The sequence below is a fragment of the Lysinibacillus sp. EB271-A1-10B genome (assembly GCF_058791335.1).
In genome coordinates this window covers 511,068-533,845 of the sequence record NZ_JBYTDL010000001.1, presented here as the reverse complement: position 1 = coordinate 533,845, position 22,778 = coordinate 511,068, and the positions used below count along the sequence as shown (strand labels likewise).

Annotated in this window: 20 protein-coding genes; 12 read left to right on the top strand and 8 right to left on the bottom strand. The window is 37.0% G+C overall.

Annotation, left to right across the window (positions count from 1 at the left end):
- Window positions 1-137: 137 nt before the first annotated feature.
- Both AC3WSK_RS02485 and glpK read left to right on the top strand, forming a co-directional pair.
- The gene (locus AC3WSK_RS02485) at window positions 138-941 is read left to right on the top strand and encodes an MIP/aquaporin family protein (RefSeq protein WP_079559610.1); all 804 of its coding nucleotides are present in this window, start codon (window positions 138-140) and stop codon (window positions 939-941) included.
- 27 nt (window positions 942-968) lie between these two features.
- Entirely contained in the window at window positions 969-2,465 is a 1,497-nt protein-coding gene (gene glpK, locus AC3WSK_RS02480; RefSeq protein WP_079559611.1) for a glycerol kinase GlpK, read from the top strand.
- Window positions 2,466-2,611: 146 nt separating this feature from the next.
- On the opposite strand, the gene AC3WSK_RS02475 is transcribed toward glpK, so the two are convergent.
- The 4 genes from AC3WSK_RS02475 to AC3WSK_RS02460 all read right to left on the bottom strand — a co-directional run bounded on the left by AC3WSK_RS02475 (window position 2,612) and on the right by AC3WSK_RS02460 (window position 5,598).
- A complete protein-coding gene (locus tag AC3WSK_RS02475) occupies window positions 2,612-3,499 on the bottom strand; it encodes a sigma-70 family RNA polymerase sigma factor (RefSeq protein ID WP_492411699.1) in 888 nt (295 codons plus the stop codon).
- Between the two features lie 76 nt (window positions 3,500-3,575).
- Window positions 3,576-3,809, bottom strand: coding sequence for a DUF2798 domain-containing protein (locus AC3WSK_RS02470; RefSeq protein ID WP_079559613.1), 234 nt, complete (start codon window positions 3,807-3,809; stop codon window positions 3,576-3,578).
- Window positions 3,810-3,845: 36 nt separating this feature from the next.
- Window positions 3,846-4,703, bottom strand: coding sequence for an NAD-dependent epimerase/dehydratase family protein (locus AC3WSK_RS02465; protein WP_492411697.1), 858 nt, complete (start codon window positions 4,701-4,703; stop codon window positions 3,846-3,848).
- 466 nt (window positions 4,704-5,169) lie between these two features.
- Window positions 5,170-5,598: a HEAT repeat domain-containing protein gene (locus AC3WSK_RS02460; RefSeq protein WP_079559615.1), complete on the bottom strand. Its 429-nt coding sequence runs from the start codon at window positions 5,596-5,598 to the stop codon at window positions 5,170-5,172.
- Window positions 5,599-5,942: 344 nt separating this feature from the next.
- Between AC3WSK_RS02460 and AC3WSK_RS02455 the strand changes: the two genes are divergently transcribed.
- Window positions 5,943-6,701 (top strand): alpha/beta fold hydrolase, encoded by a 759-nt coding sequence (locus AC3WSK_RS02455; protein WP_492411694.1) that lies wholly within the window; start codon window positions 5,943-5,945, stop codon window positions 6,699-6,701.
- Window positions 6,702-7,120: 419 nt separating this feature from the next.
- On the opposite strand, the gene AC3WSK_RS02450 is transcribed toward AC3WSK_RS02455, so the two are convergent.
- Window positions 7,121-7,804 (bottom strand): hypothetical protein, encoded by a 684-nt coding sequence (locus AC3WSK_RS02450; RefSeq protein ID WP_492411692.1) that lies wholly within the window; start codon window positions 7,802-7,804, stop codon window positions 7,121-7,123.
- Between the two features lie 210 nt (window positions 7,805-8,014).
- On the opposite strand from AC3WSK_RS02450, the gene AC3WSK_RS02445 reads away from it, so the two are divergent.
- Complete coding sequence (locus AC3WSK_RS02445) at window positions 8,015-8,509, top strand: CDI toxin immunity protein (RefSeq protein WP_492534770.1); 495 nt, start codon at window positions 8,015-8,017, stop codon at window positions 8,507-8,509.
- 156 nt (window positions 8,510-8,665) lie between these two features.
- A complete protein-coding gene (locus AC3WSK_RS02440; RefSeq protein ID WP_492411690.1) occupies window positions 8,666-10,747 on the top strand; it encodes a catalase in 2,082 nt (693 codons plus the stop codon).
- A gap of 388 nt (window positions 10,748-11,135) precedes the next feature.
- Here AC3WSK_RS02440 and AC3WSK_RS02435 read toward each other — a convergent pair whose 3' ends face one another.
- A complete protein-coding gene (locus AC3WSK_RS02435; protein ID WP_492411688.1) occupies window positions 11,136-11,684 on the bottom strand; it encodes a hypothetical protein in 549 nt (182 codons plus the stop codon).
- A gap of 123 nt (window positions 11,685-11,807) precedes the next feature.
- On the opposite strand from AC3WSK_RS02435, the gene lpdA reads away from it, so the two are divergent.
- Window positions 11,808-13,145 (top strand): dihydrolipoyl dehydrogenase, encoded by a 1,338-nt coding sequence (gene lpdA, locus AC3WSK_RS02430; RefSeq protein ID WP_492411686.1) that lies wholly within the window; start codon window positions 11,808-11,810, stop codon window positions 13,143-13,145.
- A gap of 71 nt (window positions 13,146-13,216) precedes the next feature.
- Here the strand turns inward: lpdA and AC3WSK_RS02425 are convergent, their stop codons facing one another.
- Complete coding sequence (locus tag AC3WSK_RS02425) at window positions 13,217-13,486, bottom strand: hypothetical protein (protein ID WP_492411684.1); 270 nt, start codon at window positions 13,484-13,486, stop codon at window positions 13,217-13,219.
- A 365-nt stretch (window positions 13,487-13,851) separates the two neighbouring features.
- On the opposite strand from AC3WSK_RS02425, the gene AC3WSK_RS02420 reads away from it, so the two are divergent.
- From AC3WSK_RS02420 to ssuE, 3 genes are read left to right on the top strand one after another with little or no spacing between them, the layout of a single operon-like run.
- Window positions 13,852-14,898 carry an LLM class flavin-dependent oxidoreductase gene (locus AC3WSK_RS02420; protein ID WP_427481924.1) on the top strand — a complete coding sequence of 349 codons (1,047 nt, stop codon included), beginning with the start codon at window positions 13,852-13,854 and terminating at the stop codon, window positions 14,896-14,898.
- Window positions 14,899-14,909: 11 nt separating this feature from the next.
- Window positions 14,910-15,869, top strand: a complete 960-nt coding sequence (locus AC3WSK_RS02415) for an ATP-grasp domain-containing protein (RefSeq protein WP_079559624.1) — start codon at window positions 14,910-14,912, stop codon at window positions 15,867-15,869.
- A 39-nt stretch (window positions 15,870-15,908) separates the two neighbouring features.
- Window positions 15,909-16,442: an NADPH-dependent FMN reductase gene (gene ssuE, locus AC3WSK_RS02410; RefSeq protein WP_079559625.1), complete on the top strand. Its 534-nt coding sequence runs from the start codon at window positions 15,909-15,911 to the stop codon at window positions 16,440-16,442.
- Between the two features lie 169 nt (window positions 16,443-16,611).
- Here the strand turns inward: ssuE and AC3WSK_RS02405 are convergent, their stop codons facing one another.
- Window positions 16,612-16,767 carry a hypothetical protein gene (locus AC3WSK_RS02405; protein WP_170938872.1) on the bottom strand — a complete coding sequence of 52 codons (156 nt, stop codon included), beginning with the start codon at window positions 16,765-16,767 and terminating at the stop codon, window positions 16,612-16,614.
- Between the two features lie 208 nt (window positions 16,768-16,975).
- Here AC3WSK_RS02405 and AC3WSK_RS02400 point away from each other — a divergent pair, with 208 nt between their 5' ends.
- The 3 genes from AC3WSK_RS02400 (at window position 16,976) to AC3WSK_RS02390 (ending at window position 22,207) form a co-directional block, all read left to right on the top strand.
- Window positions 16,976-18,364, top strand: a complete 1,389-nt coding sequence (locus AC3WSK_RS02400; protein WP_079559626.1) for an aldehyde dehydrogenase — start codon at window positions 16,976-16,978, stop codon at window positions 18,362-18,364.
- Between the two features lie 512 nt (window positions 18,365-18,876).
- Window positions 18,877-20,343: a UDP-N-acetylmuramoyl-L-alanyl-D-glutamate--2,6-diaminopimelate ligase gene (locus AC3WSK_RS02395; RefSeq protein ID WP_079559627.1), complete on the top strand. Its 1,467-nt coding sequence runs from the start codon at window positions 18,877-18,879 to the stop codon at window positions 20,341-20,343.
- Window positions 20,344-20,629: 286 nt separating this feature from the next.
- A complete protein-coding gene (locus AC3WSK_RS02390; protein ID WP_079559628.1) occupies window positions 20,630-22,207 on the top strand; it encodes a peptide chain release factor 3 in 1,578 nt (525 codons plus the stop codon).
- Window positions 22,208-22,778 lie beyond the last annotated feature (571 nt).

Below are 22,778 nucleotides of genomic sequence, written 5' to 3'. Positions count from 1 at the left end.
CTACAATGTACATAAGTTAAAAAGCGCGTGGTTAGGAAAAGGAACCCACATTTATTCATCTGCATTGAAACTTGCAGTTTGTTTAAGTGTGGGTTTATTTTTTTGCTAGGTGTACTATTTACAAAGGGGGTTTTTGTATGTCAACATTTACAGCTGAACTTGTCGGCACGATGATTCTTATTTTATTCGGTGGTGGCGTTGTTGCAGGTGTATCACTGCACAAATCGAAAGGTTTTGGCGGTGGATGGGTAGTGATTACATTCGCTTGGGGTCTAGCTGTAGCTATGGCTGCATATGCTGTTGGTGGTATTAGTGGGGCTCATTTAAATCCTGCTTTAACAATCGCGCTTGCTACTATCGGTAATTTTCCATGGGAAGACGTACCTACGTATATTGCCGCACAATTGATTGGTGCATTTTTAGGTGGAGTACTCGTTTATTTTATGTATTTACCACATTGGAAGGGTACGAAAGATCCGGAAGCGAAACTAGCTGTATTTTCTACAATGCCAGCTATTAAGCATCCATTATCAAACTTAATTTCAGAAATGATTGGTACATTTATACTTGTTTTAGGTATTCTAGCATTAGGAACAAATACAATTACGGATGGCTTAAATCCATTTCTAGTTGGTATGTTAATTGTAGTCATCGGGATGGCATTAGGAGGTCCTACTGGTTATGCAATAAACCCTGCGCGTGACTTAGGTCCACGTATTGCGCACTTTTTCTTACCAATCCCAGGTAAACGTGACTCAGGGTGGTCATACGCATGGATTCCAGTTGTAGGTCCAATTATCGGTGGTACATTCGGTGCTCTATTTTTCCAACAAATTTTTGAGGGAGAAAATAGCATCGCATTTTGGGTATTAGCAATTATCGTAGTTATTATTTTTATCAGTGCTCAAATGACTGTGAAAAATATTAAAAGTGAAGAGTAATTAAAAAATTATTTGGAGGTATTTCCGATGTCAGAAAAAAAATATATTTTAGCTTTGGACCAAGGTACAACAAGCTCACGTGCTATTTTGTTTGATGAAAAAGGGAGCATTCTCCACGTTGCACAACAAGAATTTCCGCAATATTTCCCACAATCCGGATGGGTTGAACATCATGCAGAAGAAATTTGGTCTTCTATTCTTTCTTGTATCGCTACAGTGCTTTCTGCAAAAAATATTGAATCCAATCAAATTGCTGGGATCGGTATTACAAACCAACGCGAAACAACTGTTGTTTGGGATAAACATTCAGGTAAACCAATTTATAATGCGATTGTCTGGCAATCACGTCAAACGAACGCTATTTGTGAGGAACTGAAAGAAAACGGTTACAATGACTTATTCCGTGATAAAACAGGTTTATTAATCGATGCGTACTTCTCAGGTACAAAAGTAAAATGGATTTTAGACAATGTTGAAGGTGCTCGTGAAAAAGCTGAAGCAGGCGATTTATTATTCGGTACAATTGATACGTGGTTAATATGGAAATTAACAGGTGGTAAAGTCCATGTTACAGATTATTCAAATGCTTCTCGTACATTAATGTACAACATTTATGATTTAAAATGGGATGAAGAAATTTTAGACATTTTAGGCGTTCCTGCATCTATGCTTCCTGAGGTTCGTCCTTCTTCAGAAGTGTATGGCTATACGGAGGAAGCTCTGTTCTTCGGCTCTGCTGTTCCAATTGCAGGGGCTGCAGGTGACCAACAAGCTGCACTATTCGGTCAGGCTTGTTTCGAAGAAGGTATGGTTAAAAACACTTACGGTACGGGCTGCTTTATGTTGATGAATACTGGTGAAAAGGCAGTGAAATCAGAGAATGGCTTATTAACTACGCTTGCATGGGGCTTAAATGGCAAAGTAACTTACGCTTTAGAAGGAAGTATTTTCGTAGCTGGTTCTGCGATTCAATGGTTACGTGATGGCTTACGAATGTTCCGTTCTGCTTCAGAATCTGAGCAATATGCTGAACGTGTAGAGTCAACAGAAGGTGTTTATGTAGTTCCTGCATTCGTTGGCCTTGGAACACCTTATTGGGATTCAGATGTACGAGGCGCAGTCTTCGGTTTAACTCGTGGTACTTCTAAAGAACATTTTGTACGTGCAACATTAGAAGCGTTGGCGTATCAAACAAAAGATGTACTTGGTGCGATGGAAGCTGATGCCAATATTCCGTTGGCGAAATTACGTGTAGATGGTGGGGCAGTTGCAAATAATTTCTTAATGCAATTCCAATCAGATTTATTAAATGTACCTGTTGATCGTCCAGTCGTTAATGAAACAACAGCTTTAGGTGCTGCGTACTTAGCAGGTTTAGCAGTTGGCTTCTGGAACTCGACAGATGAAATTAGTGAGTATTGGAATTTAGATCGTCAGTTCACACCTAATATGGATGACTCACATCGTGAAGAAATCTATGCAGGGTGGAAAAAAGCTGTGGCTGCTGCTCAAGCGTTTAAATAAAGATAACTGAATAGAGATGAAAAAACCTTGATAGGCTGATTTGAAGCGGATCCCGGTTGTTAGATAAAAATCTAACTGGGGGATCACTTCAGTAGCCGATCAAGGTTTTGTTATAGGTAAAGAACTTTCCATATACAAACGTATTCTTAAATAGGATTATATTTCAATTTACTTGGATCTACTACATAGAAAATCTTGTTAATTGTTTCGGATGAAGAATTCCAGTCAAAACAAAAAACGCCTGTTATTTTATCATTTTCAGTAACTACTATTCCATATTGATTATTTATTATAGCTGCAGTAGCGCTTTTTCCAAAGAAAAACTTTTTTGCTATTCCTGAAATAAGAGCTAATACCCGCTCTTTACCTTCAATGATGTTTATTGCCGTTCTTACTTTACCTCCTCCATCAGCTGCAAATAGAATATCATTAGATAACAAATGGGTTATTCCATGAATATCTCCGTTGGATAATGCCCATATAAATTGTTCTATATAAGTTTTCTGAAGATTAACAGTCAAATCTTTTTCGCTTTTTCTTCCCATTTTAATTTGTGCTCTACTCAATATCTTACGGCTGTTAACAGTCGTTGTGTTAAGAACATCGGCAATCTCACTATGCTTTAGCCCTAGAGCATTTCTTAATACGTAAGCTATCCTCTCTTTAGGTAAAAGTTTTTCCATAAGAACCATATATGAATAGCTTAATTGATCTGACTGGATTAGATTCTCAAGAGGCTCACTATTGAAGGTCTGTAGTATAGGTTCGGGTAACCATGCACCTATATAATTTTCTTTCTTTTTTCTACTTGATTTTAGTTCATTCATACAGCGGTTAACGATCATTTTATTTATATAAGCTTTTAAATTAGTAATATCTTTCTCAATATTTTCATGTTCTTTTAATTTCAAAAAAGTATCTTGAACAATATCTTCAGCATCTGTCATTGAACCAAGTAAATAGTATGCTATGGATAAACAATAATTCTTATATTCTTTATATAAGTCTTCTATATTCAAGTCATTGATCAACACGATAAACCCTTCCCTCTCTAATATTATGCATATCATAATCCGAGGAATATTCTACATACATTTTATATTTTATCTATCATTTATCTACAAAAGTAATGAATGTCATAAGTTTATTTATAATCCGTGGAAAAATGTAAGCACAAACCATAGCACACAAAAATGCTTCTCCCCACATTGGTAGCCAATGAATTAAAAATGTATGGCTATATCCTAAGTTTATAGAAACAAGGATAAACGATATGAAACAAGAATTAAAAAGTCCAATTAGAACAGTGTAAATAAAAGACTTATAAATTTTATTTATGTTCATAAATTTAACCTTCTTATATTATAGTTCATTTTATTATTAATAATGATGCAACAATTTAAATCCTTTTGTCCAAGAAGGGTAAATAGGTTCCCAGCCATATTGTTTTTTTGCTTTTTCATTTGATGCTCCTCGTTCCCAAGAATCATATATATCATTTATAGGAGGGAGAGGGGCCCCGATAACTTCAGCAAAATAGGGAAGCCAAATAGAGGTTTTTGCAGGTTCATCATCTACAATGTTTACAGATCCTGACGGCCAATTTAAAGCTAATACAGCTGCTTTTGCTGCGTCTTTTACGTGGATAAAGGATGATATCCCATTTGTTGCGTTTAGTTCCTGACTTTGTAATTGTTTAGCAATTAGACCGTTACCCGAAAGCCAAGTTCCAGGACCATATAATGTACCATAGCGAAGGATAACGAACTCAGGCATTTCTTTTACCTTTTCCTCTAATGAAATAACTCCATCAATTGTTTTTTTGCGAGGGAATACGGCATTAGTATCTAAAGGTGTTTCTTCTATAGCTAGCGTATTCCCAGGCTCATAAGCCCATGAAATACTTTGTGCAATTATCTTTTTTACTCCAACGTATTTAGCTGCATCAACAAGGTTTCTTGTTCCTTCTATTCTTATTTTCGAATTATCATTTATATCACCACTACTTAGTGCAGTTAGTTGATGCATTACAACATCAGGTTGAGTTTCAATTAAGGCTGCATAAACACTATCTCGATCAAACGCATCTGCAATTACTGGTTTTACCCCCATCTCTTGCATTGTTTTAACATGTTTTTCTGACCGAATCATCCCGATTACTTCATGCCCCTCTTCTATTAACATCGGAATCACCACTTTTCCTAATACACCAGTAGAACCAGCAAGTAATATTTTCATAAATAAACCTCCTAATTATTATAAATACAAGATTAATATCTCTAAAAACTAAGACAATTAGGGATTAGGAAGTGTGACACTTTTAAAAGAAATTATAAAAATAGTTATGTACAATATAAGAGAACCGAATCCTTTACTGTTTTTCATGTGTTATGTATAGTTGCACCTTGTATTAAAGAACTGTATAAAAGAGAAGGTTTGTGAAATAAATGTACTTAGTAACGGGGTGCTTTATTTGAAGAACATTGAGCTGTTTTAGACAGCTCTTTTTTCTTATTGTACTAACGGAGCAGGATAGTTTAATAAGGTGTTTGTTTTATCATTAAACAATAAAGATAGATGATCAAAGAAAAGAAGTAATACAATTTAATATTAGTTTCGATGAACCGCAGCGTAAGATAAGAAAAAGCCATTCCCTCCACAAGCGGAGAGAATGACCTTCCTTCATAAATCGCAAAACTACTGATTATAGTTTTGCCCAACGTTCCTCTAACCAGTTCATAAATTGTACACCTTTGTCGCCTTCATACGCATCAAAGACATCTAAACGCATACGTTTTAGTTTATCCGCAAAGTCTGCCACTGTATGGTCCTTAGGCAAGCTCTTTTTCACCCGCAGGAAAATTTTATCTGTACCTTTGATAATATCAAAACGTGCAGGTGATGGCTTCTCTACGTCCTCACCAAACGCCGCGAGTGCTTCATAGGCTGCTAATTGCACCTTGTTGACAGTATCATGCTGCATACGATTTTTTAATAAATCTATGATTTTGTCATGTTGATAAGCCGATAACATTTCGACTGCGTCTAAACGCTCTCGCCAGCTAGACGTATAATTGGCCTGTTTTTTTAATGCTTCATACTGCTCAGGTAATGCTGTTTCAAACTGTTTCAAGTAATTGCACCTCTTTTTTGAACTAGAGGAAAAATGAATTCTTCTTCTGCTTCTCTTATTATACGTTGTCTGGGTGAAAATAGCGATGAATTGCTGGTAAGGATATATATAGAAAATGAAAACTAACTACATTAGTGAACCGTATCATAAGTATGTACTATTCTTTATTAGATTTGCTTTTCTTATTAAACTACCATGAAAGAACTTAATCATCTTTCATTTTCTGTGGTGAAGTTCTGATTTTGGTGCTTCATGGGTGGCTAACGGGGTGCTTTAGTAAAAGATTACAGAGTTGCATAGACGGAAAATATTGTGAAGTTTATAATTTAATTGGGTGATTAAAAGTGACTATACAACTTAAAAAGATAATCGATTTCTATGATAGGCGTATACTGTTCAATAAATACCAACGTAAAAATACACCAAGCGTAATCTTTATTGCAGGGTTAGGCGATAGCCATGAAACATGGAAAAAGGTCCAAGACAGAATATCGGATGAAACGTCAACCTTGTCCTATGACAGGGCGGGTATTGGCAGGAGTCAAGATGTAGCAGTTCCACGGACTTGCTGTGATCTAGTCAAGGAGCTCTCCGAATTGTTGCAAGCGCTTGACGTGGAGAAGCCATATATATTGGTAGGACATTCTTTTGGTGGGTTGGTCGCCAGATTGTATACCAGTCTTTATCCACTGGATATCTGTGGTTTGGTTTTGGTTGACGCTGCACCAGAATATAAAGAACTTGCCTATGAAAAGGCTCTACCAGAAAATCTACTTGCAGGAAATAGGGAATATTTCGAGAATCCTATGTTAAATAGTGAGAAAATTGATAAAATACAGAGTTATAAGCAAATTGTTGAACATTCAAGACAAAGGGACATCCCTCTCTCAATTATTACTAGAGGTTTACCCGATAATATTGAAGACGGATGGCATTCTCAAGAAATATTAAAAATTGAACAAAGTCTACAAGCAGAATTCCAATGGCTGTCAACGTCAAGTAAGTTCCGGATTGCTAGTCGTAGTGGACATTATATACATCATGATGAGCCTGATATTGTGATAGAAGAGATTTTATTGATGTTAAATGGGATGGGAAAGTGAGCACCCTTATTCAACGAACGAGTTACGTTTATTAAAGATCATTGAAATATATGAAATAACAAGTAGAGGTAGGTCTACAGTGATCTGTAACATCCGTATGAACAATTTGAGGTCACACCTGTCTGGGAAGCTATTAATAATGGATTAGATGAAATAAAGATATTGAAGTAACGACAGGCAGAGAATACATAGTCGGCTACCTTTGAGAATTGATAAACGAATTAGTATAGGCTGAATAACAACAATCTTTTAGAAAATAGCTAAAAAAAGCATTCGGTTAACATATTTGTGCCGAATGCTTCTTCTTATTTAAAAATTCTTGTTAATAAAATCTAAAGTGGAAGAATGTTTTTTGATTTCATCCCACCGGGTCATATACACCTTTTTCTAGAAAAATATACTCTATTGAAGCTTTTGGCTTAATCTTCTTTTCGTAAAATGATGCCTGGGTTTTCTTTTGTCATTTTCAGCAAAAATTCTTCTTTTGTATTTACATCCTTCAACTTTTTTATATCTAATGCTAAGGAACCTCTATCATTTAGTTCTCTCGTATCTGAGACAATAATAAGGTCAAATGACGCACCACTTTGTTTTATTAATTTTTGAACTTCGTATAAGCGGTCAAAATCTTTTTCTTCAAAATTCTTAATATCCAAATGAGAAGTAGAATATAAAAAACCCCAAATATCATCTTTCTCTTCGCTAAAAAACACTCTAGGTTCATCATTAAATGATTCGTTAAATTCAAGTTTTTTGATTTCTGGAATAACTTTATCTAATTTGTGTAGTTCCGTATCCGCTGCTAATGCAGTTGAATAATTATCTTTGATTAAATGCTTATTTCTGTAATTCAATTTAGACTCATCTTCCGATGAATACGAATTTACTGTAACAGTAAATTCTAATTCTTGATGGTCAACAGGAGAAACAATGTATAAATCCCTACCTAATTCTAACGAATTTTTATTGGAACTATTTATTACGATGTCGAATCCGTGTGTATCTTTCACATAATCCTTAATTAATTTATCGTTAGAAAGAGAATTACATGCACCTAAAATCATTACTAAAAATAAAGAAAATACCATTAATACTTTTCTCAATTTTTGTACCCCAGAATTAAAGTGTGAAATTACCAAGTAATAATAATTATACATCTTTTTAGAAATGTTTGCGAACATAGCATAGTACATTAAGTATTGATGGAGATTATTCAATTAGGACAGTCGCATCTGGTTCTAACGGAGCAGATTGGAGAAAGATGAATTTGTAAACTTTTACATACAATAAACTAAATAGTTAGGGTGAATATGGTGAAGGATAAAAAGGAACGTTTAAAAGAGTTGCTAGCCAAGCAAAAACAAAAAGAATTAAAAGAAGAGGAAAAAAGGGAATACGAAACGATTTTAAAGGAAGTTTATGCGTTGTTTCCAAATATTGTTTCTAAAGAGGAAGTGGAAATATTATCAAAAGAAGATTCGAAAAAAATTACAGAAGAATTATTTGATGAATTTCCATTTGGTGCTAACGGAATTGAATGGACATTTATGTTTTACAAAACTATATTTTCTAACTTTGTTGATTATGAAGGTGCATTAGCAGAACTAGTCATTAAAAATCATAAAGTGACTAATGAAATTTGCTATATTATTGACCTTAACTCTCAACATGTCATTCAAACAAAACTGATTAGAATTATACATAGAGTTGAAGAAGTTAGAAATTGGGACAGATATATTTACTCACCTCAAATTAAATTGGTAATTGAATTCTCCTCCAATGATATTGCTGTAGGATGGAAGAAATAAGTTTTCACTTCAAATAACGGGGGCGATTTTTGTGCTAAAGGGTTAGAATAGTCATTTTGTCGTAACTCAATATTGAGACAGTTTCTATAGCAACGCCTTGAAGCATGTTTATTCCAGACAATCATATAGTGTATATTGAGAATTATGAGTATTGGAATGAAAGGGGATTGCGTGGATAAATCTAAGTCGAATCAGGGCAAAAATTTAGACGAGAATGCGAAAGATCAGCAGCTAGAGCAGTTTCGTGTCGATAATGAAGGAAAAAAGATGACGACAAATCAGGGGCTAAAAGTTTCGAATGATGAGGATTCGTTGAAGGCTGGTGTTCGTGGGCCAACCATTATGGAGGATTTTCACTTTCGAGAAAAAATGACACATTTTGATCATGAACGTATTCCAGAGCGTGTAGTGCATGCGAGGGGTTTTGCGGCGCATGGAGAGTTTGAGCTGTATGAATCGATGAAAGAATATACTAAAGCAGGCTTTCTACAGGACCCTAATAAGAAAACACCTGTATTTGTCAGATTTTCAACTGTAGTTGGAAGCTTAGGGTCGATGGATACTGCACGTGATGTTCGTGGTTTTGCGACGAAGTTTTACACCGATGAAGGCAATTATGATTTAGTTGGAAATAATATACCTGTCTTTTTTATTCAGGATGCGATTAAGTTTCCTGACTTAATTCATGCGGTAAAGCCTGAGCCTCACAATGAAATGCCACAAGCAGCCTCAGCACACGATACATTTTGGGATTTTGTGGCGAACAATCAGGAAATTGCGCATATGATTATGTGGCATATGTCTGATCGTGCAATACCTAGAAGCTTTCGAATGATGGAAGGGTTCGGTGTTCATGCTTTTCGTTTCGTCAATGACAAAGGAAAGTCGAGATTTGTGAAATTTCATTGGAAGCCTGTGTTAGGTGTACATTCACTCGTTTGGGATGAAGCGCAAATTATTGCTGGGAAGGATCCGGATTTCCAACGACGTGATTTATGGGAATCAATCGAGATCGGTGATTATCCAGAATATGAGCTTGGTGTACAAATGCTTGAGCCAGAGGACGAGTTTAAATTTGATTTTGATATTTTGGACGCAACTAAGCTTTGGCCCGAAGAGATCGTGCCAGTTAAAAAGATTGGGAAAATGACCTTGAATCGTAATGTAGATAATGTTTTCGCAGAAACAGAGCAAGTCGCCTTCCATCCAGGAAATGTTGTGCCGGGCATAGACTTTACAAACGATCCACTTTTACAGGGCCGGCTATTTTCTTATTTAGATACACAGCTAATTCGTCTGGGAGGACCAAACTTTGCAGAAATACCGATTAATCGACCTGTTTGCCCAATTCATAACAATCAGCGCAATGGCTTTAGTCGACAAACGATTAATGTAGGAAAAGTGAGCTATCATAAAAATTCTTTGGCCAACAATTCACCTTCAACATCAACGGCAAGGGAAGGTGGCTTCGTTCATTATGAAGAAAAGGTTGAAGGACGTATTACACGAGCACGTAGTAAATCGTTTGATGATCATTTCTCTCAAGCAAGGCTGTTTTGGAATAGTATGTCGCCCCCTGAAAAACAACATATCATTGACGCCTTTAGTTTTGAGGTAGGGAAGGTGAAAAGTAAGTCTGTTCGACAGCAGGTTGTCGATATGTTTGTCCGTGTAGATAAAGCAATGGCAACGACTGTGGCCGATAATATTGGTGTTAATCGTCCAAAAGGAGAGCAAGTAAATGTCACGTTATCATCACCTGCACTTAGCCAGGCAAATACAATAAAAATGCCACAAACACTTAAAGTAGGCGTGCTTATAGGTGATGGATTTGATGCAAATGAAGTTGGAGAAATGCTGAAATCTTTAACAAGACAAGGTGTTCGATACAGCATTATTTCCGACAAATTAGGGGTTGTTACTAGTAATGATGGCGTACAGTTAACAGCAACTGACACCTTTATAACTACAGATGCGGTACTATTTGACTCGTTATATGTTGTCGGCGTAAAAGCAAAAAATCAGGCAAAGTTCAATTCTTATATCGTTAATTATATCAATGAAGCGTATAGACATTACAAACCAATTGGTATTGCTACAACCGGAACGACATTTTTTAATATGTCCAATGCCAATGTCGGGCCAGGCATTGTGTTAGCCACTGGCGACAAAGACTTCGCTAAAAAATTTGTCAACGCCATAGCTCAACAACGCTTTTGGGAACGTAATATTTATTAACTAATATTATTTTGCCTGTGGGTATGGGGGATACCCGGGGGAGCAGGGTGAATACTCGCGGGCGGGGTGAATACTCGCGGAAGGAGAGGAAATACCCGCGGAAGGAGAGTGAATACCCGCGGAAGCAAGGTGAATACCCGCGGAAGCAGGGCGAATATCCGTGAGCAGGGAGAATACTCGCGAAAGCAAGGTGAATACCCGCGGAAGGAGAGCGAATACCCGCGGAAGGAGAGCGAATACCCGCGGAAGCAAGGTGAATACCCGCGGAAGCAGGGTGAATACCCGCGGAAGCAGAGGAAATACTCGCGAAAGCAAAGCGAATACAATGATCACAACGTATAATGAAAATCTCTCCTTGTTCTATTAAGAATAAGGAGAGATTTTTATCTTACTGCACGTAAAATTCAATTGTAGCTGATGGTTTGTACTCTGTTTTTTGTTCATTTGGGTCTTCTGTGTAAAAGTCAGTACTTCCTTTTACGATATAATGTCCTTTTGGAAAATGACCTTTCATTGTTTGTTTCATAAATTCAACGAGTTTAGGTTCTGAAAATTCGTTATAACCGCCGCCGCTCGTGTAGAACTCTTCGTAGGGCACATTTCGTTCAAGAATACGTGTAATTAGTGGAGTATCCATTGCACTAGGTATTTCAAAATTTCGGGTCGTTTCCTGCAAATTAAATAAAAATGGGGAGCCTCCATGGTAAATTGTTACGTTTTGTGCCTGCCCTACATATGTGAGTTTAGCCGTTATCTTTATGGGTTCTCCCTCTGTGAAGGTAGGTTTTGCAATCGAAAGTTCATAAAGAAAGTCTTCCTGTTGTGTAGTAGCCGTTTGTGAATAGTTCTTACTTGGTGGGGGCTTTAATGCGTCTTTGTCCTGACAGGCGGCAACTAGTAGTAGCATAGAAAATAGCAATAATAATGATTTATGCATACCAATCCTCCTTTTACATTAGCTGACGATGGGGCAGCTGAAATGTTACTAAAATCCCTGTAACATTTATGGCATTGCATTCAAATTTTGTAAATGCTATGGTGGTAAATGAGGTGATTTTTCGTGGAAAAATTTGATATTGCAATTATTGGTGCGGGGCCTGGGGGCTATGTAGCAGCTATTCATGCAGCAAAAAGTGGCAAGAAAGTTGCTTTAGTAGAGCGCGATAAAGTTGGAGGGGCTTGCTATAATGTCGGCTGTATTCCTTCGAAAATTATGTTAGAGCACAGTAAGCTTATTCAAGAAATAAACAGTGGTAATGACTGGGGCATTGAAACTCCTACAGTAAACGTGAATTTTCCACGATTGATGCAACGTAAGGACGCTATTATTGACGAGCTTTTAACAAATATTGAAGGCTTTATTTTGAGCAATCAAATTACTTTTTATCGAGGAGAAGCGGTAGTATCTAGTGACTTGACTGTAACAGTTGATAATGATGCATTTACAGCTACGGATGTTATTTTAGCAACTGGAAGTAAACCATTTGTACCACCATTTGAAGGGTTAGAAACGTCTTCCTACTATACTACGGATACATTTTTTAGTCTTGAAGAACTGCCGAAGCAATTAACAATTATCGGTGGTGGTGTTATTGCAGTCGAGATGGCATTTAGTTTAGCGCCACTTGGAACAAAGGTGACGATGCTAAATCATAGTGAAGATATTTTACAGACGGAAGAGCCAGATGCGCGACCACTTATTCGTGAACAGATGAAAAAGCTTGGTATTGAGCTTGTAACGGATTTCCACTTTAAACATTTTAATGGCAATGAGATTCATACCTCTAAAGGAATTTATACATATGAAAATCTTTTGTTTGCAACAGGTCGACGTCCAAATACAGAGATAGCTCAGCAGCTTGGTCTAGCATTTGATGGTCGATTGATTGCTGTCAATGAGCATCTTGAAACGAGTCAGCCACATATTTATGCGATAGGTGACTTAGTAGGTGGTTACCAGCTAGCTCATTCAGCGAGTGCAGAAGGAATGCATGTTGTGGATCATATTTTAGGAAGTAAGCCAGCACTGATTGATCAAACTTCGATTCCTCGCTGTGTTTATACACATCCTGAAATTGCGACATTTGGTTTGTTGGAAGAGCAGGTGAAAGAACCTTGTATGGTTTCTCAGATGCCTTTACATACAAACCCTAAGGCATTAATGGAAGGTAATACAGTGGGCTTTATAAAGCTTATTGCGACGAAAGAGGAAGGACGTATTTTAGGGGCTTGTGTTGTTGCTGATGGGGCAACAGAAATGTTAAATGCTATTTTAGCTACTAAAAATGCTGGCGGCACTGCCCACACTCTCGCAAATATGATTTTCCCACATCCTACAGTATCAGAGCATATAGGGGATGCTGCCAAAGCTATTTTTGGTAAAGCCATTCATCAATAAAGATTTTGAAAACTACATTCATCAGCGGAAGGCTATCCTTCTCGTTGGGAGAATGTAGTTTTTTCTTTTCATTAAAGTATCCATAACAATATTGTAAAGCTTAAAATAATTAGTCCAAATAAAATGGAGAGCGTTTTAAAAATAACAATATGATACTTTTGGGGAGCGAATTTATCAGAAAATAATAATACAACAGCTAATACCAAATCAATTAAAAAGAATGTTTCAGCCCCTCCCGAAAAATCATCATCTTCTTCGTACTTTTTAAAAGCAATATAAAAAGCGTTCCCAGCAAAAAATAATAAAACTAATGAGCATGCAAACAGCATTAATTTACTCATACAATTACATCTCTCCTAATGATTCAGCTGCACAATAAAGTCCTCAACGCCTTCTTTGAAGCGAGTTTCTCGCATGTCATTGCTCCAATATAAGGTCGCCTGCCCAAATGTTTGTTCCTATGCTGATTATAATAAGTATTTTTACAGGTTTCAAATAGCGAAATTTACCTTTGATTGAACAATCTAAAAATTCTGTTGACTTTGTGTTTTATTATGTTATGTTAATTCTATAAGAATACTTGGTTTTAAATTCGAGTTGACTAGAAGGCTTCTTTTTACGTAACGGATATTCTACGAACTAAAACATAGGAGCTTTTTTTATCTTTATGCTGTGAAAATTCATAAGGACTTAAGGAGGATGGAATATGAGATTAGGATTTTGGCTACCGATTTTCGGAGGATGGTTACGTAATGTAGAAAATGAGAATATGCCTGCGACCTTTGATTATGCAAAACAGGTTATTCAAACAGGAGAAAGACTTGGCTTTGATGCGACGCTTATTGCCGAGCTATATTTAAATGATATTAAGGGCGTGAATGCTGATGTGCTTGAGGCGTGGTCAACCGCCGCAGCTTTAGCAGCAGTTACTGAAAAAATTGAAATATTGGCTGCAGTTCGGCCTGGCTATCATAATCCTGCGGTAATGGCAAAAGTTGCCGCAAATATTGATCAAATTGCTAATGGTCGTTTTACTTTAAATGTAGTTTCAGCTTGGTGGGAAGAAGAAGCAAAGCAATATGGTGGTTATTTTACAGAGCATGGAGAACGTTATGACCGCACAGAGGAATTTATTGAGGTTTTAAAAGGTTTATGGACAGAAGAAACGTTCAGTTATGACGGTAAATATTACAAAATAGAAAATGCACATTTATCTCCTAAGCCAGTTGGAAAACCATACCCAAGACTTTACGCAGGTGGGGAAAGTGATCGCGGTAAAGAGGCAATTACAAAGTCATGTGACGCCTATGTGATGCATGGCGGAACAGTAGAGGAAGTTGGGGCTAAAATTAAGGAAATGCTTGACCGTCGAAAAGCAATTGGAAAAGGACCGTTCGAAACTTTCGGAATGGCTGCATATGTCATTGTACGTGATTCAGAAGAAGAAGCACTTGCTGAACTAGCCCGAATTACCAATGTAGAGGATGCGGCAGGGTATGCAGGCTTTAATGACTTCACTAGTAAATCAAAGTTAGAGCAACAAATTACACTACAAGATTATTCAGTTTCAAACAGAGGGCTAAGACCAAATTTAGTAGGCACACCTCAGCAAGTGGCTGATCGCATTTTAGCTTATGAAGAAGTTGGTGTAAATCTCTTGCTCCTTCAATTCTCTCCACATCTAGAAGAAATGGAACGTTTTGCAAGAGATGTTATGCCTTTAGTGAAAATAAAATCAGCCATCATACAGTAAGGAGCGATACTATGACTGCGAAAATTTATATTATTCATGAAAATGATGAGTGGACAAATCATTTAACAAATCGTTTAGAGGAACTAAACCTACCCTATGAGGTTTGGCATTTGGCGAAAGGATTGATTGACCTATCAAAAGAGCCACCACAAGGAATTTTTTATAGTCGTATGAGTGCTTCATCACATACGAGGGGGCATGAATTTGCACCTGAACTAACGGAGGCAGTGCTCGCCTGGCTAGAGTATCATGGCCGTCCAGTTATAAATGGAAGCCGTGCCTTAAGATTAGAAGTAAGTAAGGTCAATCAATATTGTGCACTTGAAGCTATTGGCATTCAAACACCTAAAACGATAGCGACAGTTGGTAAATCACAGCTAATAGAAGCGGCAAGAACAATTGGTACAACACCATTTATTACGAAGCATAATCGAGCAGGAAAAGGACTTGGAGTACAACTATTTCATTCAGTTGAAGCGCTAGAAGCATATGTAAATAGTGATACTTTTGAGTCACCTATAGATGGTATTACGCTTATTCAACAATATATAAAATCACCTGATTCTTATATAACACGATGTGAATTTGTTGGTGGTAAATTTTTATATGCAGTTCGTGTAGATACATCAGAAGGATTTGAACTTTGTCCTGCTGATAGCTGTCAAATAGTGGATCAGTTTTGCCCAGTAGGTGAAACAGCAACTAAGAAATCAAAATTTCAAATTATAGACAGTTTTTCAGAGGAGCTTATAGGGCGATATGAAGAATTTTTAGAGAAAAATAAAGTAAGTGTCGCAGGGATTGAGTCGATTATCGATGAAGAAGGGAATATTTTTACATATGACGTAAATACCAATACAAACTATAATGCAGAAGCCGAAAGAGCCGTAGGAAAATATGGCATGTTAGCTGTGGCCAAATATTTAGGTGCTACATTACGTCAATATGAAAAGACATTGCAATTTTCGTAAAGTATTTTTGTAGTCACTATGTAAAGGGGAGTGGTTAAATTGATAAAAGCAGTTATTATTAATGGCAGTAATTCGAGAAATTCACGCGTGACAGCTATTCATGATAAGGTGGAAAACTCTTTAAAGGTACAAGGAATAGCAGTGCACACAAATTACGTACATGAATTGCCAGCTGAGGACTTAATTACGGCTAATTTTGCAAGTGAGGCCATCATTACAGAAAATAAACAAGTTGAAGAAGCAGATATTATCGTAATTTTGACGCCTATTTATAAAGCCTCATATTCAGGAATACTTAAAACTTACTTGGATTTACTGCCGCAAAAAGCGTTGCAAGGAAAAATTATCTTACCAATTGCTGTAGGTGGCTCTATTGGACATTTACTCGCATTAGAATTTGCATTAAAACCAATATTAGCTGTATTAGGGGCTACAAATATTGCACATTCTGTTTATATTGTTGATAAACAAATTATTCGCCTTGAAGATGGAAGCTTTGCCATCGAGGAAGAAGCAATTAACCGACTTGATGTAGAATTAAAACAATTACAGAAAAATGTATTAGTAAACTGAAGTTATTCCGATAAAAGCTACAATTATTCCGATAAAATGAGAAAATATTCCGATAAAAGTTAAAGTTGTTCCGATAAAATGAGATTGTATTCCGATAAATCTTCAAAGTATTCATCTGAAAAAAATAGCGCATTATAGGAAATAACCACCTCCTATAACGCGCTGTTTTTTAATTAACTTCAGGTTCTTCTTTTTTCTCAATCGGTGCTGTAGTGAGATATAAGAAAGCCTCATCTTGCAATAGCGATATTTTTTCTTCACTAATACCGTGCGCTAATGGTCCAGAAAAAATGGACTCCCACCAAGTTCCTGTTGTTATTGTCATTCATCTACGCCCCCATTTCAAATTTTCAATATGTAGTTGTAAGTTTCTCGAAGTCACAAAACCGTCTACAGTTCTAACATATTCTTTACACATCCCTCGTTTAGAAAGAGGAATTTTGCTTGTCAATGTTGTATCGTATAGACAAAGATAGTTTGTTTCGAAATGAAAAAACTATGTATGCCATTTTAAAAAAAGGGGTGCTTTTATTATGAATTTTACGACACAAGATGTAGAAAATATGATTACAGAGCAACGTCAATTTTATTTTTCTCGAGCGACGAAGAGTACAAAATTTCGAAAAGAGCAATTACTAAAACTGAAGAAAACAATTTTAAAATATGAAAAAGAAATTTTGAATGCTCTATATTTAGATTTACGTAAGAGTGAGTTTGAGGCATATGCAACAGAAATTGGCATTGTTTTAGATAGTATTTCTTATATGGTAAAGCATGTTGAAGAGTGGATGAAACCGGAAGCTGTAAAAACACCGATTCAATACCAGGTGGGAAAAAGCTTTATTGTAAGAGAGCCTTTTGGCGTAACATTAATCATTGGTCCTTTCAATTATCCATTTCAACTTGTCATGGAGCCATTAATCGGTGCAATTGTTGGTGGTAATACGGCTATTGTAAAACCATCAGAAACATCTGTGCATACAGCAGCGATTGTTAAAAAAATAATTGTAGAAACGTTTAATCCTTCATACGTGCGTGTTGTGGAAGGAGAGAAAGATGAAGTGACGGCACTTATTCATGCGTCCTTTGACTATATATTTTTTACAGGAAGTGTGGCAGTCGGAAAAGTTGTTGCAAAGGCAGCGGCGGAACGATTAACACCAATTGCCCTGGAACTTGGCGGGAAAAGTCCTGCAATTGTCGATCAAACAGCCAATTTAGAAGTAGCGGCGAAAAGAATTGCATGGGGAAAATTCACAAATACTGGACAAACTTGTGTAGCACCAGACTATGTCCTTGTCCATAAAGAAGTTTATGACCGATTTATGAAAATATTGAAAGCAACTATTCGTTCTTTCTATGGTAAAAACGCAATAAAAAGCCCTGACTACGGCCGTATTGTCAATCTAAGACAATTTGATCGCTTACAACAAATTATTGTAGAAGAACGTGATGCCATTACATTTGGAGGTAGAACAGATCGTGATGATTTGTATATGGAGCCTACCATTATTGAATATGTAAAATGGTCAAATCCTTCGATGCAGGATGAACTATTTGGTCCAATTTTACCTGTGATGATGTATGATGATTTACCGCTAGCCATTCACCAAATTCGTCAGTTACCAAAGCCTTTAGCGGCGTATTTTTTCTCCGAGCATGAGAAAGCTATCCAGTACTTTTTAGAGGAATTACCATTTGGTGGAGGATGTATAAATGATACGATTACACATGTTGGAAATTTACATTTGCCATTTGGTGGTGTCGGATCATCAGGGGTAAAAGCCTACCATGGGAAGGCAAGTTTTGAAAACTTTACACATCCCAAATCAATATTAAAAAAATCTTCTAAGTTAGAGACGAATGTTCTCTTTCCACCTTATAAACAAAAGGTTAAGCTTGTGAGAACTATAATGAAATAGTAAAAGGAGGTGTCGAATCACTAAAGATTCTTGACACCTCACTTTTTTTAGGGAAAATGTAGTTGTCGATAAATGTCGTTTTTTTTATAAAGTAAGTACATTTCGAGCTTTTAAGCCATATATAAGCTGTTTGGAGGGGAAGCATGGGTTGAAAACTTTTAGCATGCGCAGAAAAGGAACGAAGGCTAAAAGCAACTGTAAGCGCTCTTTTGACTAGCTAGATGGTGCAACTGCGCGTTGCATCAAAGAGCTCATCGGATGTTCCGAGTAGACGCTCAGCCGGATGGAAATCAACCCCACGTGGTGATGATAAGCAAAATTTTATTGAAATATTAAAGATATATTAAAATGATAGCGTTTTCATCAGAAAAACGTCCTAACAAGCATTTTCTTTATGGGCGAATAAGTAGTAAAATAAATTCAATAGATTGTGGGGGACTCATCTTGTCATTTATTGTCGAATAAACAACAAATGATGAAATGAATGTAGAGATTGAATGGAGGACTATGAAATGTATGCAGAGGAATTGTTGAATGCATTACCTTTGAAAAAAATAATTGGAGTGCTACCTGATCAAGTGACTGATATTGTAATTGATTCACGTAGTGTGCAACCAAATAGTATGTTTGTTTGTATTAAAGGTTATACGGTAGATGGCCATGAATATGCACAGAAAGCTGTTGAAGGTGGCGCAACAATTGTTGTGACAGAACGACAATTACCATTAGAAGAAACGATTGCGCAAGTTATCGTGAAAGATACGGATCGAGCAGTTGGCTTGTTAGCTGCAAAGTTTTTTGACTATCCATCAAAAGATATGGCGATGATTGGTGTAACAGGAACAAATGGAAAAACATCAGTAACAGGAATTATTCAAAACATCATGCATGGTATGGGCGAGAAATCAGCGTTATCAGGGACAATCGGCTTTAATTTAAATGGTATTTTATATGAATCAGCCAATACTACAAGCGATGCATTATCGACTCAACAAATGATATTCCGTGCAAAAATGGAAGGCTGCCGATTAATGACTATGGAGGTATCTTCACACGGTTTAGCACTTGGACGTCTAGCTGGTGTAGAATATGATGTAGCTATTTTTACAAATCTTACACATGATCATCTTGATTTCCATGGAACGATGGAGGAATATGGCCATGCGAAAGGCTTATTATTCTCTCAACTCGGACAAGACTTAGAAAAGAATAAATTTGTCGTGTTAAATGCCGATGATGCTTGGTCAGAACGCTATGCTGCGATGACACCATTTCCAGTATGGACATATGGTTTGAACAATGAAACAGCTGATTTCCGAGCTATTAACTGTGAGTATCATGATTTCATGACTTCTTTTGACGTTGAAACGCCAGAGGGAATATACCGCGTGAAAATGCATTTACTTGGGGAATTTAATATATACAATGTACTTGCCGCTATGGTTGCTTTTTATGGACGTGGTTATTCAATTGAAACAATTATTGAGCAAATTGAGCAAATACCACCAGTAAAGGGACGTATGGAGAAAGTTTGCTCAGATTTACCGGTGCAGATGTTTATTGATTATGCACATACGCCTGATGCAATTGAAAAGGCGATTTCTTCAGCTCAACCATATAAAAAAGGTAAGCTTATTTTCTTAGTTGGCACAGGCGGCAATCGTGATAAATCGAAACGTCCAACAATGGCAGAAAAAGCATCAGCCGCTGATTACGTTATATTAACGACAGATGACCCGCGCTATGAAGAGTACGATAGTATTACAGGTGATCTTGCCAAAGGGATGTTACATGAAAATTATGCATGTATAGGAGACCGTGCTGAAGCTGTGCGCCATGCAATTGAGGTTGCTGAACCAGGAGATATCATTATTTTTGCTGGTAAAGGACATGAAGATTATCAAATTATTGAGAATACTAAATATCCACATAGTGATGCGGATATTGCAATAGAAGCTGGCCAATTAAAATTTGTATAATATATGATCTCCAATTAGGATGTTAGAGTGTACGATAGTGTGAATGAATGCATGTAGTCATGCGATAAGTTCACCATACTTTAAAACCCCTTTTAGTCAAGGGGTTTTCTTTTTGGGTTAACATGAAGGTGAATGTATTGAAAGAAAATGATTATCATCGGAGTGTTTGAGGGACTATCTACATTGGAACTAGCTAAGTATTCTTTGGGGAATTCATGTAAAAAGGTTGTAAGAAAGGCAAGTCTTCTTTTATTATTAGTAAGTATGAAAAAAGGAGAATGACGAGATGAATTCAAATTTAGAAAAAGATATATTATCACGTCGAACTTTTGCCATTATCAGTCACCCTGATGCTGGGAAAACGACGATTACAGAAAAGCTTTTACTATTTGGTGGTGCAATTCGTGATGCCGGTACGGTAAAAGGGAAGAAAACAGGTAAGTTTGCAACATCTGACTGGATGGAGATTGAAAAGCAACGTGGGATTTCTGTAACTTCTTCAGTTATGCAATTTGATTATAATGGATCACGTGTCAATATTTTGGATACTCCAGGTCACCAAGATTTCTCGGAGGATACGTATCGTACACTAATGGCGGTGGATAGTGCTGTCATGGTCGTAGATGCTGCCAAAGGTATTGAAGCACAAACTTTAAAGCTGTTCAAAGTTTGTAAAATGCGTGGTATTCCAATTTTTACGTTTATTAATAAACTTGACCGTCAAGGGAAGGAGCCACTTGAGCTGATTGAAGAGCTTGAGGAGGTATTGGGCATTAACGCTTACCCGATGAACTGGCCGATCGGTATGGGTAAAGAGTTTTTAGGTATTTATGATCGTTATAATAAACGTATCGAGCAATTCCGTTCTGATGAAGTAGAGCGTTTCTTGCCAATTGATGAAAATGGGGAACTTGCAGTTGAGCATCCGATGAAGGTGACTTCTTATTATTCACAAGCAATGGACGACATTATGTTGCTTGATGAAGCGGGTAATGAGTACTCAGAAGAAAAAATTCGTCGTGGTGAATTAACACCTGTTTTCTTTGGGTCTGCTTTAACAAATTTCGGTGTACAAACATTCCTTGAAACATATTTACAATTTGCACCGACACCACAGCCTCGTATTACTGAGAATGAACTATTTATTGATCCAGTTGAGCATGAGGAGTTTTCAGGCTTCATTTTCAAAATTCAAGCGAATATGAACCCTGCACACCGTGACCGTATTGCCTTTGTGCGTATCGTATCGGGTAAATTTGAACGTGGCATGAACATGACTTTATCTCGTACAGGTAAATCATTCAAAGTGACACAATCAACACAATTCCTTGCGGATGACCGTGAAACAGTAGATGAAGCAGTAGCTGGTGATATTATCGGTTTATATGACACAGGTACTTATCAGATTGGCGACACAGTCGTAGGTGGTAAAAAGACATTCCAATTTGAAAAACTACCACAGTTCACTCCAGAGCTATTTGTTCGTGTAACTGCGAAAAATGTAATGAAGTCTAAGCAATTCCATAAAGGGATTTTACAATTAGTGCAAGAAGGCGCCATTCAATATTATAAAACATTGCATACAGAAGAAGTTATTCTTGGAGCAGTTGGTCAATTACAATTTGAGGTTTTTGAGCATCGTATGAAAAATGAATATAATGTTGAAGTGAGAATGGAGCCAATTGGTTCGAAAATTGCAAGATGGATTGAAAACGAAGAGGATGTTAAAGAATCAATGTCTTCAGGTCGTTCAATGCTTGTAAAAGACCGTTTTGATAATCTTGTTTTCTTATTTGAAAATGAATTTGCTATGCGTTGGTTTGCAGATAAAAACGAAAACATTAAACTGTATAGCCTTTTATAATAAAAAGAATTGTCAGGTTGATTTCCGTTTCAGTCTACTCGCTTTCCCACGGGAGTCGAGTAGCCTTCAACTCCAATCAACAATAGCGTAGAGCTTTTATCATTTTTAGGCATTTCAAAAGTGAACAAACTAACACGAATCGACATGTTGCGATTCGTGTTTTTTTACAAGGAAAATTAAAGCTTTATGTAGAATATATACAGTATTAGGAAATTTAAACCTGATGAACAGCTTCCGGAAAGAATTTATAAATAGGCACATTACTAAAAGTTGGGGTAGCGTTTGTTTTAAGCGGTTGCTATGTTGATCTTCGTTACGACTGGGCGACTCCTTGGGGATTAGCGATATAGAGGAACGAAGGCTAAAAGCATCACGTCCTGTGATAACGCCTTCGTGACCAACATCGTGCTGTTGCTGTCGCTGCGCTTTCGCACAAACAAAACCAAAACCCTCTGCTGCCGCTACGTTGCACTCACGCTTTCGCGCAAAAGACATCTGTTGGCCCGAGACCCTGGAGCGCAGCGAAGCGGCTCATCGGACGCCCCCAGGAAGCTTTGCTCTGTGCGAAAGC

What these genes read in the sequence shown, in the direction of transcription:
- AC3WSK_RS02470 (WP_079559613.1), bottom strand. Translation starts at nt 3,809, where the DNA reads ATGAACATAAATAAAATTTATAAGTCTTTTATTTACACTGTTCTAATT.
- AC3WSK_RS02435 (WP_492411688.1), bottom strand. Translation starts at nt 11,684, where the DNA reads ATGCATAAATCATTATTATTGCTATTTTCTATGCTACTACTAGTTGCC.
- AC3WSK_RS02420 (WP_427481924.1), top strand. Translation starts at nt 13,852, where the DNA reads ATGAGATTAGGATTTTGGCTACCGATTTTCGGAGGATGGTTACGTAAT.
- AC3WSK_RS02390 (WP_079559628.1), top strand. Translation starts at nt 20,630, where the DNA reads ATGAATTCAAATTTAGAAAAAGATATATTATCACGTCGAACTTTTGCC.
- AC3WSK_RS02425 (WP_492411684.1), bottom strand. Translation starts at nt 13,486, where the DNA reads ATGAGTAAATTAATGCTGTTTGCATGCTCATTAGTTTTATTATTTTTT.
- AC3WSK_RS02440 (WP_492411690.1), top strand. Translation starts at nt 8,666, where the DNA reads ATGAAAGGGGATTGCGTGGATAAATCTAAGTCGAATCAGGGCAAAAAT.
- AC3WSK_RS02485 (WP_079559610.1), top strand. Translation starts at nt 138, where the DNA reads ATGTCAACATTTACAGCTGAACTTGTCGGCACGATGATTCTTATTTTA.
- AC3WSK_RS02400 (WP_079559626.1), top strand. Translation starts at nt 16,976, where the DNA reads ATGAATTTTACGACACAAGATGTAGAAAATATGATTACAGAGCAACGT.
- AC3WSK_RS02415 (WP_079559624.1), top strand. Translation starts at nt 14,910, where the DNA reads ATGACTGCGAAAATTTATATTATTCATGAAAATGATGAGTGGACAAAT.
- AC3WSK_RS02465 (WP_492411697.1), bottom strand. Translation starts at nt 4,703, where the DNA reads ATGAAAATATTACTTGCTGGTTCTACTGGTGTATTAGGAAAAGTGGTG.
- AC3WSK_RS02405 (WP_170938872.1), bottom strand. Translation starts at nt 16,767, where the DNA reads ATGACAATAACAACAGGAACTTGGTGGGAGTCCATTTTTTCTGGACCA.
- AC3WSK_RS02395 (WP_079559627.1), top strand. Translation starts at nt 18,877, where the DNA reads ATGTATGCAGAGGAATTGTTGAATGCATTACCTTTGAAAAAAATAATT.
- glpK (WP_079559611.1), top strand. Translation starts at nt 969, where the DNA reads ATGTCAGAAAAAAAATATATTTTAGCTTTGGACCAAGGTACAACAAGC.